This window comes from Aureispira sp. CCB-E (genome assembly GCF_031326345.1).
GTDB lineage: Bacteria > Bacteroidota > Bacteroidia > Chitinophagales > Saprospiraceae > Aureispira.
This window is the reverse complement of the sequence record NZ_CP133671.1, coordinates 3,093,089-3,108,667: the sequence shown is the minus strand read 5'-3', so window position 1 is coordinate 3,108,667 and position 15,579 is coordinate 3,093,089. Positions and strand designations below refer to the sequence as shown.

General features: G+C 35.4%; 11 protein-coding genes and 1 pseudogene. 1 reads left to right on the top strand and 11 read right to left on the bottom strand.

All coding sequences use genetic code 11. The features are described from left to right. Nucleotides 1-2: 2 nt before the first annotated feature. Complete coding sequence (locus QP953_RS11690) at nucleotides 3-161, bottom strand: hypothetical protein (protein ID WP_309555157.1); 159 nt, start codon at nucleotides 159-161, stop codon at nucleotides 3-5. 54 nt (nucleotides 162-215) lie between these two features. Between QP953_RS11690 and QP953_RS11685 the strand changes: the two genes are divergently transcribed. Then, the gene (locus QP953_RS11685; protein ID WP_309555155.1) at nucleotides 216-437 is read left to right on the top strand and encodes a hypothetical protein; all 222 of its coding nucleotides are present in this window, start codon (nucleotides 216-218) and stop codon (nucleotides 435-437) included. 8 nt (nucleotides 438-445) lie between these two features. Here the strand turns inward: QP953_RS11685 and QP953_RS11680 are convergent, their stop codons facing one another. From QP953_RS11680 to QP953_RS11635, 10 genes and pseudogenes are all read right to left on the bottom strand, one after another. Continuing rightward, nucleotides 446-955 (bottom strand): hypothetical protein, encoded by a 510-nt coding sequence (locus tag QP953_RS11680; RefSeq protein ID WP_309555154.1) that lies wholly within the window; start codon nucleotides 953-955, stop codon nucleotides 446-448. Nucleotides 956-1,131: 176 nt separating this feature from the next. Beyond that, nucleotides 1,132-1,794 carry a hypothetical protein gene (locus QP953_RS11675; protein ID WP_309555153.1) on the bottom strand — a complete coding sequence of 221 codons (663 nt, stop codon included), beginning with the start codon at nucleotides 1,792-1,794 and terminating at the stop codon, nucleotides 1,132-1,134. Between the two features lie 59 nt (nucleotides 1,795-1,853). Then, nucleotides 1,854-3,968: a hypothetical protein gene (locus tag QP953_RS11670; protein ID WP_309555152.1), complete on the bottom strand. Its 2,115-nt coding sequence runs from the start codon at nucleotides 3,966-3,968 to the stop codon at nucleotides 1,854-1,856. A gap of 237 nt (nucleotides 3,969-4,205) precedes the next feature. After that, nucleotides 4,206-4,931 carry a SprT family zinc-dependent metalloprotease gene (locus tag QP953_RS11665; protein WP_309555150.1) on the bottom strand — a complete coding sequence of 242 codons (726 nt, stop codon included), beginning with the start codon at nucleotides 4,929-4,931 and terminating at the stop codon, nucleotides 4,206-4,208. Further along, nucleotides 4,921-7,953: an HsdR family type I site-specific deoxyribonuclease gene (locus tag QP953_RS11660; RefSeq protein WP_309555148.1), complete on the bottom strand. Its 3,033-nt coding sequence runs from the start codon at nucleotides 7,951-7,953 to the stop codon at nucleotides 4,921-4,923. The genes QP953_RS11665 and QP953_RS11660 overlap by 11 nt, the downstream gene beginning before the upstream one ends. After that, entirely contained in the window at nucleotides 7,943-9,805 is a 1,863-nt protein-coding gene (locus tag QP953_RS11655; RefSeq protein ID WP_309555147.1) for a DUF262 domain-containing protein, read from the bottom strand. The genes QP953_RS11660 and QP953_RS11655 overlap by 11 nt, the downstream gene beginning before the upstream one ends. Further along, nucleotides 9,783-11,246, bottom strand: a complete 1,464-nt coding sequence (locus QP953_RS11650; RefSeq protein ID WP_309555145.1) for a DUF262 domain-containing protein — start codon at nucleotides 11,244-11,246, stop codon at nucleotides 9,783-9,785. The genes QP953_RS11655 and QP953_RS11650 overlap by 23 nt, the downstream gene beginning before the upstream one ends. Before the next feature lie 257 nt (nucleotides 11,247-11,503). Beyond that, nucleotides 11,504-11,805: pseudogene (locus QP953_RS11645) on the bottom strand (GxxExxY protein); the annotation flags it as partial. 2 nt (nucleotides 11,806-11,807) lie between these two features. Further along, on the bottom strand, nucleotides 11,808-13,112 hold the full coding sequence (locus tag QP953_RS11640; RefSeq protein ID WP_309555144.1) for a restriction endonuclease subunit S: 1,305 nt from the start codon (nucleotides 13,110-13,112) through the stop codon (nucleotides 11,808-11,810). Further along, on the bottom strand, nucleotides 13,103-15,523 hold the full coding sequence (locus QP953_RS11635) for a type I restriction-modification system subunit M (protein WP_309555143.1): 2,421 nt from the start codon (nucleotides 15,521-15,523) through the stop codon (nucleotides 13,103-13,105). Before QP953_RS11635 ends, QP953_RS11640 begins: the two co-directional genes overlap by 10 nt. Nucleotides 15,524-15,579 lie beyond the last annotated feature (56 nt).

Sequence of the window (15,579 nt, the reverse complement as noted above, 5' to 3'; positions counted from 1 at the left end):
TTCTAATATGTTGCTTTTCCTGTTTTTAATGCTTCACCAATAGCTCTTCGTTTAACTTTATCTAGTGTATATTGATTATCTTTTGCTTTATTATTGCCTAATCTATTACGTACACTCTCTGTATATTTTTTATTCCTGTCACCACTTGTAAGTGTTCCCAAACTACTTTTGGACGGGGTTTTGTTCAATTGACTTGGAAGGAGAATTATCAAAAGATGACTCGGGTCTTTCGGGTGGATTTTGTCAACGATCTAGCATTGCAGCCGACTTATGCGGCTCGTATTTTGGTTTATGGCATGATGCAGGGTTCTTTTACGGGGCTTGCTTTGAAGGATTTTATTAATGCAAAACGCCAGGACTTTTATAAGGCTAGGCAGGTGGTCAATCGTTTGGATCGAGCTGGGAGGATTGCTGGGTATACTCAAGCACTTGTTTAACAAATTCATTATTCTACCACAAATGCAAAGCCTCCTCTAGCATGTTTTGCTTGCGATTTATAACAAATCTCAAGACTATCGGTTGTCCATTGGCATACTCCATCTACTAAATAATAATTATCATCTCCATTATTAATTAAAGCATTTGATTCTAGCCACATGTACTCCTTGCACCTTGTGTCAGTTATTTCTAATCCCTGCTTATTATCATCTATTTCGATATCATAAAAAGACGTTGCTAATGATATTCCCATATCATATGTTCCTTTTTGCTGAGGAATTAATCCAAATTTAAATTGCTTTTCTCCTATGCTCTTAAAATATACATAAGTAGAGATAAAACCATTTGTATTTTGTTCAACACGTCCTTCTAATTCTTGTATTTTAAACAAAGACATGGCATCGTAAACAATATTCGTATCTATTTTAGATATCGAAACTGAATAGTATAATTCATAATTGCTAAAATCAATATAGTTTCCACTATTTCTATCTAATAATTGATTTGGTAAGTCCATTGCGCACCAAATTGTATCCCCTAAGTAAAATGTGTCTTGTGAAGATACTTTTGTGGGAAACTCAAAAGAGTAATAATTATGACAAGAATTGGATCCCAAACAGCCAATAAGACCCGTTATTATTATACCTAACAACAGTTTATTCATTATAAAAATGGATTAGACTAGGACAACTACTAATTAACTACAAAAGCAAAGCCACCTTTACTAGCACTCTCGTCATAAGTTCCATAACAAATTTCAAGACTATCGGTTGTCCATTGGCATACTCCATCTACCAAATAATAATTAATATTTCCGTTATTAATTTTAGCCCCCGATTCGTCACACATATATTCAATACAATTTTCAGAACCTATATTTAGTCGTTCTGTATCACTTACTTCTTTGTTACAAAGATAAGATGGTAAGCTAATTGATGAGGAGAATACACCTTTATGCTTTGGGATAACTCCTATCCTGAATTTTTTATTATTAACATCATCAAAGTGGATATAAGTATATGCGAAACCATTTACATTTTGCTTTATTTCTCCTACCTCTGCATATAAATCAAATAACAGTGTAGCGCCATATACCATACCCGTATCCACTTTTGAAAAATTTAGGGAAAAGTACAATTCATAGTCTGTAAAATCTATATACGATCCACTATTTTTATCTAGTAGTTGATTGGATAAATCCATTTCATACCAAATTGTATCTCCTACAGAAAAAGTATCTTGAGCCGTTACTTTTACAGGAAATTCAAATGAATAATACTTTAAACAAGGATTTGATGTTAAACAGCTACTAATTGCTACTGCAATTATAAACAGTAATAATAAATTCTTATACATAAGCAATAAAATTAATACCGTAAAGGAGAATTTCCTTTACGGCCGAGTTACATTATTTTTTAATATCCATAATCTAAAAATAAATTATCAATATCTGTTGCTATCGTTGGATGATTTACTTTTATTGCATCTCTTATCGGTTGTATAGTTGTTGGCGCATTTGTAATAATAGCATTGAATATCTGAGCATTTGTTACCCCTTCTACAAAATCCGTTTCAGGATCTACAATATTCAAAGGCGCACCGTTATGGCTACGATCATCTATCAAATCCCAAAATATTCCGTAAGGAATCCATCTATCTGCACTTGGAACATCTTCACCTATTTCTAAATATCTATAAATATATCTATTGATCTGTTGCATATTTGGATCTGAGGGATGTAGCCTGGATTTTCTATTATTAACTCCATATTGCAAATCCGCCATAAAGGAACCAATATGACCTGCCCAAGATTCAATAATAGCAGTTCGCTCTGCTCCAGGAGTATTCTTTACGCCATAAGGTGGATTACTTCCACTAGTGCTATTATCCAATGTCCTTGCAATATTATCAAACCAAAATTGATCTCTCGTGACAAAAGGTAATCCTGCATAATGAGCAGTGTGTCCATATTCATGATAAAAGGTTTCTTTTACAACATCTGAAGTTCTCATTCCATCATCTCCATAAGCATACACTACATCTGGTAAATTAGCAACAAAGTAAGTTGCTAAACCTGTTGTAATCACACCGAATCCAGGGAGAAAGCCTTCCAATATAGGTGTTAAGGATAAAACAGCAGTATTACCTATAACTTGTGATACTGTAAAACCAACACCTCCCTGTTGAAGCTTGTAAAACATGGGAGCAGCAGCTGATCCATCATGATTAGCAAGAAGTATTTGGAGTTCACTCGCTGCAGCACCAATCCCCTCCTGTTGAGCATAAAAATCATATTCAAATAAAGAATTCATTGCTGTAGATGCATACCAATGTAATCTTCTAATATCCCCATTATCTGAAAAACGGTGGTGTCGAATTTGAAAATCGTTAAAAGGAGCAAAAACATGGGTTCCTAACTCTTGTGTTACAGGTAAACCATATTGAACCAAATCCACTCCCATAATACCTCGTATAGTCGCCCTACTATTCCGCCATACAACTTGCCCTTGAATACCTCCCCAGTAAGGAGCCTCAATACTCCAACAACCATCATTAGTTGTCCAAGAACTTCTCCCCATAAACCACCTATCTCGAATATATACTTGTACACTTTTAACTCCTTCAAATCCTAGTTGTGTATCCTCAACTTGCACGCAACCACTAGGCATTAACACATCATTAAAAATTGGACAACCACAACTATTGGTTGAGGTTCCTCCTCCTACTGGTGTAGGTCCAACAGGAGAAGATGGAGATGTTCTATGCAAGCCTAAACAAAATGGCCAATGCGCAGCTCCTGGCAAACAAGGAAGTGGCAAAGGATAAACCTCTCCCCCTTCACAATCTACATCATCTGCTAAACAAGCTGGATAATTGGGGCAAGTAGACTCACAGAATACTACTTGCTCTCCATTAGAGTTATAATAAGCATTATTAGTGCGACGAAAAGCTTCAGCTGTTAGAAAAGAATTATATGGTGCTAAAACTAATTCATCAATAATTTTATAAGAAATTCCTGTAGGAAATTGAAAATTAGGCTTTACCACAGCATAATGGTACGTAATTTCTCCTGATGGTATCTTTGGGTCATGGTAATAGTCTCCTATCTGCTCTATCTCATACTCTAATGGATAATCATACAAAAAAGGATCATTCTCATTAATATCATTATTAACGACATCATAACTGTAAATAGCTGTTTGTAAATCAGCTAATTCTTGAAATGTTTTTGGGCTAAATCTAACATATAAGTCAGTTGCTGGCAGGGCTGTTTGTTGATGTTCTGGGTAAAGTTGATTCCATGCTGCTGTCATATTAGCAACGGTGTAAGGGTTTACCCGTTTTTTGCCCAAAACAGTCATTCCATTAGCAGATTTGGCTCTATTCGAACCATCTATAATAATGGATTTACTTTTAAATGTTTGTTCTATTGAATTTTCGGAAATTGGAGCATTTTCTTTTTGACATCCGATAATTGTCAACATCAAAAAAAGGAAGATTGTGCTTCCACACAAGAGAATCTTATTCATAAATGAATTTTTAGGGTGAAAAATAATTATTAATAAACTATATTGATTTAATTTATTGCTCTATTATTTTGTATTAGTTTTGTGGTTCATGGTTTTACAAAGGTAAACTATTACTAATAAAACATCAAGTTACAATAATAATTTTAATTATATTTTCACATCAACAATTCCTTAAAACTAAAATTCAGCCATTTACATAATACATTTATTAATACCGATAGTATAGTCATTGATAAACTATTCCTCCATATCCCCCAAAGGCAAAGCATTCAAAGCAGCTCGATGCAACCTCCATTTAGGCATAAACTGATTCAAATATTGAACAAAGCGCTCATTGTGGTTGCGTTCCAATAAATGTGTCAATTCATGCACAATCACATACTCTAGATGTAAAGTAGGCTTTTTGGCTAACTCCAAATTTAGCCAGATCCTTTTCTGCTCAATATTACAAGTGCCCCACTTCGTTTTCATCAATTTCACCATCCAATCATTCGATTGAACGCCCATAATAGTTTCCCACTTTTCCAACAAAGGAGGAATGCGCTTTTTTAATTGTGCTCGATACCACTCTCGCATCAATCGAGCCCTTTCTTTCGTACTGGTAGTTGATCGAACATACAAATAGATATACTTTGCTCCACTTGATTCTACTCGATTGACTCCTTTCTTTTGTTCAATTACCTTGAGCAAATAACGTTTGCCCTCAAAATAATGACTTTCTCCAGAAACATACATTCGAGGTGTTTCCCTAGCTTGCTCCATAAAGTTTCTAATGTGTTTTTTAATCCAGCCCAATTTTGAAATTACAAACAAGCGCATCACATCATAATCCGTTGCCAATGGAGCAGACAAACGAATTCGACCAGTAGGTGGATAAACCGCCAAATGCATGTTTTTGATTTGTTTTCGAATAACATCAATCTCTAAATTTGCAATCGCTATTTTTTCTTGACTAATATTCACTTTGAGCTTTTATTATTTTCATAATCTTAGCTGTTTTTTCTTCGTCTTGTATCAAACCATTCACAGCTATTTTTATTTTCTTTTCCTTAATCTTACTCCCACGCCATCCATCATTTTTAGTATATTGAATCGCTTGATCCAATGCCAAAGTGAGTTTCTCATCCCCTTCCAAATTATCATATAGATTCCGCTTTGCTTTCGTATCTAATGTTGTAGGATAAGTGGTTCCTTTCGACGGGTTAGAAACTCGCTCTGCTAATTCCTTTATTTTCTCTAAGTAAGCTGTATAAGCAATCCGTTGTTCCTTCCTTTGTTGAATCAATTCTGACAATAAATCCGACATTTTTTCAAAGTACTTAGGATTCGTTTTGGATTCTTCTATAATTACTTTACGAACGTTGTTCTCAATCGTTTCAGCTACCGCTACTTGTTTCGATTTCGATGGACTTGCTCCTGTAGATGCTTCCAATTGAACAATTAACTCAACTAGGGTTTTATTCTCAAAATCTGAGATTTTCTTACTAGCGCTAGCATCCAAATACATATCCATTAATTGGCGCATACCAGGTTCAAATCGCTTCATATCCAAATAATCGCCACTTGCCCTTTTAATCGTTTCACGCAAATCAGAATAATATTGTACTTCTTCCTTGATGGCAATGCACTCTTGCTCTGTGTAACCAATTTTATGCAATTCATTAGCAATATTAGCATAAGCTCGAACCAAAGCTCCCACCACCTTATACAAAGCCACTCTTCGCTCCTCCGTTTCCTTTATATCTTCTGGATTTTCTGTATTTCCACAAAAATAACGAATAAAATTGGGTTCTGTCTGAGGATGAACAGGTTCACACATGGCTCGAACCGCTTCTTGCGCTATTTCCAGTTGCTCTTTGGCTTCTTGATAACGATCTAATAACAGACCATTCACATCTTCTACATCAAAATCATCAAATGCCTCTGAAGTATAGTCAGTAATAGATTTAGATAGACTTTTGAACAAATCTTTATAGTCAATGATATATCCATAATCTTTACCTGCGTCATCTACTCGATTCACTCGACAAATTGCTTGAAATAAACCGTGATCTTGCATACTTTTATCAATATACAAATACGTTGCAGAGGGCGCATCAAAGCCCGTTAAAAGCTTATCGACAACAATCAACAATTTCATTCGAGCAGGCTCTTTGATAAATTTTGTCTTGACTGTTTTCTCAAATGTAGCCACATCTACTCCATCCAACATTTTTTGATACACCTCATATTTTAGCAATTTTTCGGTGGGTGTTCCCTCTCCTGTTTCTTCTCCTTTTATATCGCCATGATAAGGTTGATAGGAAGTGATAATGGCACATTCCTTCAAACCTGCTCGCTGAAATAATTCATAATAACGGCAAGCTTGATAAACAGAGCTAGACACCAATAAAGCATTTCCTTCTCCCGTTGACAAACGAGGCTTAACTTTAAAGTCTTTGACAATATCAAATACAATCTTTTCTAAGCGAGATTTAGACCCCAGCACCTTTTGCATGGTTCCCCATCTTCGTTTTAGATCCGCTTTAGCAACATCTGTCAATCCTTTGGTTTCTGCTTCAAACCATTCATCAATGCTTTGTTGATCGGTTACAAACTGCTCCACATCACGAGCTTCATACAACAAATCCAAGACAACCCCATCCTCAACTGCTTCATCAAATTTATAAGGTGTTCCAATATAAGGTCCAAAAACCTCAATACTCTTTTGTTTGTCTTTTTTGAGCAAAGGTGTTCCTGTAAAACCGATAAAAAGGGCATTAGGCAAAATTACTTTCATAGCATCGTGTAACTTCCCCGACTGGGTACGGTGACACTCATCCACAAATACATAAATATCTCCCTTGGCTTCAAAATCAGCACTAGCATATTGTTGCAGCTCCTTGATGTATTGGTTATAATCGCCTTGCTCTGCGTGTCGTCCAAACTTATGCACCAAACTCCCCATCAACATTTCTTCTTTACTGTTCAACACCCTTAATAAATCCCGTCCACTTTTGGTTCGATAGATTTTTTCATCAACACCAATAAACAGCTTCTCAATCTGTTCATCCAACTCCTCTCGATCTGTAATGATTAACACCCGACTATCGGGTATATTTTCTCGAATCCATTTGGTCAACCAAACCATCGTCAAACTCTTTCCGCTTCCCTGTGTATGCCAAAGAATCCCTCCTTGTCGTGTACGAATATTTTCTTGCGCTGCTTTGATGCCAAAGTATTGATTGGGGCGGCACATTTTTTTTGTTCCTTTATCAAAGACGATAAAATCATGAATAATCTCTAAAAAACGTTCTTTTCTACACAGCAACCAAAGTTGTTTATCAATTAGGTATTCAAATTCTTGAGCCGTCTCTTCTTTCCATTTTAGATAATACTTCTCTATTGTTTCAATCGTTCCATACCGCAATCCTTGGCTATCATTGCCTGCTAAAACAAATTGCATTGTCGTAAAAAACTTTTGAATAAATTGGGGCTTTTGATTGTCTAAGTTTTGACGAATCCCTTCCGAAACACCTACCTTGCTCCGCTTCAATTCCAAGATACCCAAAGCAATTCCATTCACATAAAGGACTATATCAGGACGTTTGGTGTGTTGTCCTTTTACCGTGACTTCTTCAGCAATCGCAAATTGATTTTTTGCAACGTCCTTCCAATTAATCAACCAAACGGTTTCTTTGGGATCTCCTTGCGCCGCTCGAACGGTTACGCCATAACGTAACAATTGGTATACCTTCTTATTCGTTTCGTACAAACCATTGGATAGGTTCGTCGCTACTTTTACGAATTTATCTACTGCTTTTTTTGCTAGTAGCTTGGCATAACCTTGTTGAATCAAATAGTCCAACAAAATGGTTGCTTCTATTGGCTGAGTTCGTTCTTCTTTTTCCCAATTTCCTAAATAGATATAGCCTAGTTGCTCTTCAAACAACTTAATAATACGATTTTGACTAATGCGCTCTGTCTTGCCTATATTATCTTTCATGGTGTTCTAATATTTTGTTTCTACCTTTAAGCACTTTTACAATCTCATCATAATGTGCTTTTATTTCTACTTCTCCCCAACAACTTCCTTTATTTGTTTTGTCGTATATTAGTTTTTGCTTAGGCGGCAAATCTTCTTTATAATATTTACCATTCGTTTCTTTAGCTTTACCAACAGCATTTTCATTTCCCATCCTAGAATTAGCACGTTTGCTAACTAGGCATAAATTCCCTAAACTATGAACAAATCCTGCATTCTCTAAAGATTGAGGCAAATGATGTTCTACAGAGTTCCGATATTTAAAATCAAAGTTAAAATCCTTAGGCTTATCCATCCACAACAAATAATCTATAAAATTAAAAAGAAAATGAGGCGTATTTGTCCCCTCTGCATAATCAACATTTGGAGTTTTATTAGTACAAATATCTACTAAGCGCTCGTTCTCAGAAAAAACAGCTAAAACATAAGCATTCAACTTCTTTAAATACTCTTCCCCACTAATTTCTAAATCTTTAACCTCTCTAAACCATTGAAATACTTCCTGTAACCATTTTTTATATTTCTTGGTTCTAAACGTTACTTGAAGCATAGACAAACACTTAATAATGGCATCTTGCTCTTCCCTTTTTTCAAATGTATTTTTTAAAACCAATCGATCTTGCTCTTTTGTATCATAAAAATAATACGCTGGTTTTCTCAATACCCATTTATAGTTATCCTCTACTTTTTCATCCTCAACTGTTTTCAATACAAAGCGATCAAAGACTACTCTATAAAAAAACAAATCTTTAATAAAGTCCATTGGATCTATTTCACCTTCTAAGGCTTCAAACACACGTAATAACTCATCTCCACTAAGCGGAACTTCTCGCCCATCGTAATCCTTATATTTCAATTTAAAGATATGCATCAAAAAATTAGGAAAATCTATAATTGAGTTATACTTGCCATTCGCTTTTTTTGTTCCTTTATCTGACGAATCACCCCTTAATTCATATTCTTTCAATATACTATTAATAGAGACAAATGTCTTCTCATTTACTTCCCCTTGCTGATCTTCTAACGGATTAAAATTAAATCCATCATATTTTTTTTCGCCAAAGAAGTAATTTTTATCCTCTTTATTAAAATAGCTCTGTATATAACTATCCATTTGAGAACAAGCCTCCCAAACCTTAGCAAAAATTGCTGCCTGTTTTTTATTTTCTATTTTTTCTAATAACCTTGCCTTTAAAATTTCATGAGGCACCAACTGCTCTCCCCTATTGTTCATCACTTCAAAATAATGTGCAACATCTGTATCCTGAGGGATTTCGACTCGAACCAATATGACTTTATTAAAAAAATAATCTACAAAAACCGAATAATTAGCACGCTCCTTAAAAGATTCTAATCGAATAGGCTTCGTTTCCTTTGGATTGAGTACCGTACTTTTTATATAATCAACCGCATGAACAAAATGAGCAATCGATTTATCGTCTTGTATGTTCACACTATTGGGGTTGTTATAAAACTTGTCAAAAAAACACTCTACTTTTTGCCTCGAATCGTACTTCAATTTAGGTTTCTTTATTCGATTTACATCAAGATATTTTCCCAATATAGAAATCGTTGTCAATCGCTGTTGCCCATCTATTACCTCATAGTCCTCATTCTTTCGTTTTAAGACCACTAAGGTTCCTATAAAATAATGTTCTGTAGGAGATTCTACAAAATGCTCATAAATATCTTGAATTAGTTGAAATATTTCCTCTGCTCCCCAAGCATAATTCCGTTGGTATAGAGGTACCACATAATTATGCTCGTAGTCTAATATTTCTTTTAAGCTTTTATTGAGATTTTCTCGTTCCATCTATTGAGTTTTTGTACTTTTTCATAACATCTATCGATAGGTCTTCATGTTTACTGATTTTCACGTTTTGTTCACATAAAAATCGAATAATAAGTGCTTCATCTCTTCGACAAACTACCGTATCCATTGTTAAAGCATTCAATGCCCTCAGGTCAACAAAGCCCTTGCTCTCGTCTATAATCACAAATAAACACTTGTCTGCTGCATATTTCATAACAGCATTGTATTTTACTTGAAACTTCTCTACTCTCAAACGGTAAACAATCGTATAAAGAACCTTGTAGTATTCATTAAGCCCCTCTTCTCCATATTTATCAAAAACCAACATAACAAGCGACTTGTATAGTTCTTTCAAATAAGAATCGCCTACTCGATTGGTTTTATAATTACAATATTTATCATAAAATGTCTTAAATTCTCCTAAACAACTTTTGTCGTCTATGTAAATAAATAATTGTTTATAAATTTCTGTATAGCTTTCTATAAAATCAAAGAAGAGTTTTCCATTAATAATAGGCTGATTAATAGAAACGAAAGGATTTACATTTGGCAATTCTCTTGTCATAAAACGAGGTTTTATTCCTTTCATTTTACTACCTAATAGATTACTATTTTGAAGGATAAGCCGTTGAAGCAAATAGGTGTTTTGATAAGGATAATCTACACTATTCTCATCCTCAATCGTCTTGCCTTTAAACTCTCCTATAACTTCTTTGCTAAATCGATAAGCATATTCTTTTCGACTCCAAAGACGAGTTCGGTACAACTGCTCCTCAAATAATTGTTTCAGAATATCTTTTGGCTCTTTTTCACCAGAATAAAATCTTATAGCACTTTCCCACCTTCGATCACAATCTACTTTAAGTGTTTCCGCTTCACTTTCCATGGCTCTAATATGATAAGCTTTCAACAAATTATAAGCCTCCAAGCTTTTCCCTCTACTGTTCTGCGAATCAAACATCTGAAAGGCCTCTGATGTTTTTTTTACTTTAACCTCTACAAATTCACAAGCCTCTAACAAATAATTTAGAAATTCTACCTTCGCTTGAGCAACTTCGTGCCCCAACCACTCCTTTATAAAGACAAAATTACGCTTTATCGTATATTTAGAATCATCATGACTAAAATGTAATTTCTCTGCATAATTATAAAAACGCTTCTCATCTAAAGACAAAAAAATTAAAGTTAAAGTGGTGATTCGTTGTTGACCATCTACAATTTCTAAATCTTTCTCTTTTTCATCTTTTCCCTCTTTTTCATGTAGGATAAGACTACCTATTCTATACGCTGTTTTCCCCTCTTTCCAACTCTTAAAAATATCCTCTAATAGTTGAAAAACATGCTTTTCTTCCCAACGATAAGGGCGTTGATAATTTGGTATTTTAAGGTTCTGATCTAAAATATCTTTTACCTTACGAATCTTTGCATCTATACTACTCATACACTATTTTCTAGCTTATTTACCCTTAATCAATCGAAAACTAACTTCATACTTATAAAACTCTATATTTTCCGTAACCGACAAAGCCTCTCTCAAACTCGTCAACATCAGATAACAATTCATGTACTTGTACAATCTCCCACTTATAGCCTTGTTGATAATCTTCTACAAAAAATGAAACGCTTTTAAGGAAGCGACACTTTTTATACTTTCGTTAGTTTTACTCATATCAATCTCCTTTTATAACTCAACAATTCTCAATTCCTCACTCTATACTTTTTGTTCTCAAAGCGTTTGAACTTCAAGCTCGTTGCTCCAAAATTGATTAACAAACCAACCTCTAGATTGTAAGCCTCCAAATAATTCATGGCTTGTGCAATATGAACATCTTCGATCTGTTTGACTGCTTTTAATTCTACCGAAAGCATATCCTCCACCAAAAATCTACTCTTCGAGTTCCTATATGCTTGTTCTTATAATGAATGGGCATCTCAAATTCCCTAGCCAAAGATATTCCTTCATCCTCCAACTCTATCGCTAAGGCTCGCTGATCAATCACTATTAAGACGATATTAATCTAGTTTTACCTGTTAACAATTCTTGCATCATGCCTTGTTTGATGGCTTGGTATTTTTCTTTTTTGGTTTGTAGAGTTTGGATTTCTTGATCCATATTGGAGAGTGTTTCGGCTATGGCTCTTTGTTCTTTTAGGGTTGGGGGAAGTGGGATAGCAAAATTTCGAATTCTAACTAAAGCTAATTTAGGCTGCGCTCCCAATGTTTTACTTGAATTAATTAAATTTTGAATCAAAGGAGATAAAAGGATATACAACAGAAATTTTTTATCACATTGAATATTTGTAAAACGATTAGCATTTTCAGTTAAATTTGCTCCATCTAAAATTAATGGAATCATTCCACAAATTCCTAATGTACCCGCAACAGATATAAAAATATCATCTTTATAAATTCTATAATTAGAAATTTGAAGGCTAACACTTTCTGGAACATATTTAATATTTTTTAGTTCTACTCCTCCATTAAACATATCGGCTACCCTAATATAAGGTTGAGAAGTTTCGGTATCTTGAAGAGCATTTCCTTTAGGTAACCTTTTTCCACTTCGAACTTCAGCAATATCTGAAGCTAATCTCACCTCCCAATCAACAGGAATCAAACCAACCTCCGTCTGTTGATAACCCTTATCATTCTCAAAGCCCACCAAACGAGTCTTCCCCGTCAACAATTCCTGCATAGCCCCTTGTTTGATAGCTTTCTTTTTAGCAATCAAGGTTTCTAAACTATGAATGAGGGCATCTACATCGCTTAGGGCTTTAACTATAATATCCTGTTCTTGAAGAGTAGGAAGAGCAATTTTCATTGTATTTAAGTCTCCAATTCCTACATTACTTTGTGTATTTGCATTGACTTTATTTTTAACTTCTATTTCAAAAACACTTGATTTAAAGTAATAAAACAAAAACATTCCCAGCAACTTAGAAGGATTTGATTTAACAGTAACGCATGAATACGAAACCACAAAATCGAAATCGATATCCACATAAGAAACAGTACCAATTGTTGCATATCGTGCTAAAATTACATCTCCCTTTAAGTTTTTGATTTTCTTTGAAAGCCTTTTATAATCGTCTGCACTTATTTTTTTACAGTCATTAAAATTTATATTACTAGCTAACTCTTTTAAATTACCTGTCATAACATAAGGGATACCATCTTTTCTTGATTGAGGCATATAATGATCAACATCAGCGATCCCATTTAATACATCACTCAAAACAAATACCTCCCAATCAACAGGAATCAAACCAACCTCCGTCTGTTTAAATTCAGTCTCTATTAATTCCATACTAAGCCCATTTTTTGAAGATGAATAGCCACTTTATCTTCCAAAGTCTTGGTTTCTGCATTCAAAGTCGATAAGGTATCTCCATAGCGTTCTGCCAATTCTTTAATACGAGTTGTCAAACGCTGAGAAATCGCATCAATCTCCTGCTGAATGGCTGCCTGTATCGTAGCCAACCATTTGTCTATGACAACTAGTTTTTTAACTTCATCCTCTGTCAAGCAAGCATACTGCTCCAATGTTTTTTGATCCAGTTCCGCTACTTGGGTTTTGATGCTTTTTTTAAGGGTTGTCTCTTGGTCAAACAATTTTTTTAATTCCTGCATCAAGGTATAAGCCTCCTTTTCTGTAGGGTCATTTTTGACCTGCTTCATTTGATTGGTTAAGGTTGTTTTGGTAATCTTTCCCTTATCATTCGTCGCCTCTTCCAACAAGCCACCTTCTCCAGTATGCTCCTCCTCATATTGGCGCATTTCTGCCTGTACCGCTTCCAAATCTGCTTCCAAATTTTGCAAAGCTTGTTGTTCTTGTAGCAAATAAGCCTGTACAATCAAATCTTTGGGAATCAAATCACAGGTCCAGCCCTTGTCTACTTCCTTCCCTTTTTTGTTCTTCTCTATAATTCGACGCACCTTGGCTTCCCAACCATCTTCTACTAACAAATAGACATCATCCTTCATCGTCTCATTCCAATAGTTGAGCAAATGCTGGTAAATATCATAAGCATTCACCAAAGCTTTGCCCTCATAGATTTCCAATAAGGCTTCCGAGATTTGATGAATCAATTGCTTAGGAGCCGTTTGAGCATGAATGGCATTCAATTGAGGACTTACTTGATTGTTCCATTCCTCAAACAAGCCATCCAACGTTTGACGATAGGCCTTAAATTCAGTATGTTCAAAAATACAGCTTTTGATCGCATCCTTATCCACGTTCAATTCGCTATATCCTTCTCTCAAAGGTGCTAGTAAGTCTTGTTTCAAGCTTGGATAAACCTTCCAATATTCCTGTAAGTTATCAATATCTCTATTCGGAATACCACCATTCAAATGCCCGCTCAAATCTTGGATATCTTCTTCCTCTTGCGTATCAATATAGCGAGGAATATTTAGGTTGTATTCGTTCTTTTTAATCTCTTCAAAGGGAACAAAACGAGCGTATTTCGGCAGTTCTTTTTGAGAATTGAATACATCAACAATTTTGTGAATGTCCTGCTCTCTCAAACGGTTTTTATTACCATCCTTCATAAAGCCTTTAGAGGCATCGATCATAAAAATGCCCTTACGCTCTGCCGTGCCTTCTTTGTCCAGCACAATAATGCAAGCAGGAATGCCCGTTCCATAAAAAAGGTTGGCAGGTAACCCAATAATTCCCTTGATCCACCTGCGTTCAATGATGTTCTGGCGAATCGAAGCTTCCGCATTTCCTCTAAACAAGACCCCATGTGGCAAAATCACAGCTCCCTTTCCTGTACTCTTCATCGAAGCAAGAATGTGCAACAAAAAAGCATAATCGCCATTCTTCTCTGGAGGCACCCCATAGCCACGAAAACGATTGAATTCATCGTCCAGTGGTATAATTCCTGTACTCCAGTTCTTCATCGAAAAAGGAGGATTGGATACTACAAAATCAAAGCGTTTCAAGCTTCCATCCTTTTCAGTAAATTGTGGATAAGCAAGGGTATTTTTCCCCTCAATACTAGCCTCTGGGTGACCGTGTAGCCACATATTCATAATAGACAAACCTCTGGTAGCAATGTCTTTTTCTTGTCCATAGAGGGTAATGTCTGCCGCTGCTTCATTGGCTACTTTTAACAATAAGGATCCCGAACCACAAGTTGGATCATAGGCAGTAAAGGAAGATTTATCTGCCTTGTGTACGTCAATCACTTTGGCTAGTATTCGAGATACTTCAGAAGGAGTATAAAATTGCCCTTTGCTCTTTCCCGACTCAGTAGCAAAATGGCGCATCAAGTATTCGTAGGCATCGCCTAATATGTCATCGTCCTCGGCTCTATTGTTTTTGAAATTCAGAGCAGGGTTTTCAAAAATGGCAATTAATTTGGAGAGTTTATCTACTTTTTCTTTGCCACTTCCTAGCTTTTCATCATCGTTAAAATCAACTGGATCTATCTGTCCATCCAAGCCATTGGCCTGAAACAATGGATTTAAAATTTCTTTGTTGATTCGATCCCCAATGTCTGGCTGTCCCTTTAAGGCGACCATATTCTCAAAAGTTGCTCCTTCTGGAACATCTATTAAACTATTGGGATCTCCTGCATATTTATCGGATATGTATTTGACAAACAACATGGTTAACACATAATCTTTGTATTGTGAGGCATCCATTCCTCCACGCAACTCGTCACAACTCGCCCAAAGGGAGCTGTATAACTCTGATTTCTTTATTGCCATTCTTTGTTTTGTTGGTTGTATAACGAATTATCTATGATGCTTCTTCTAGACAATTC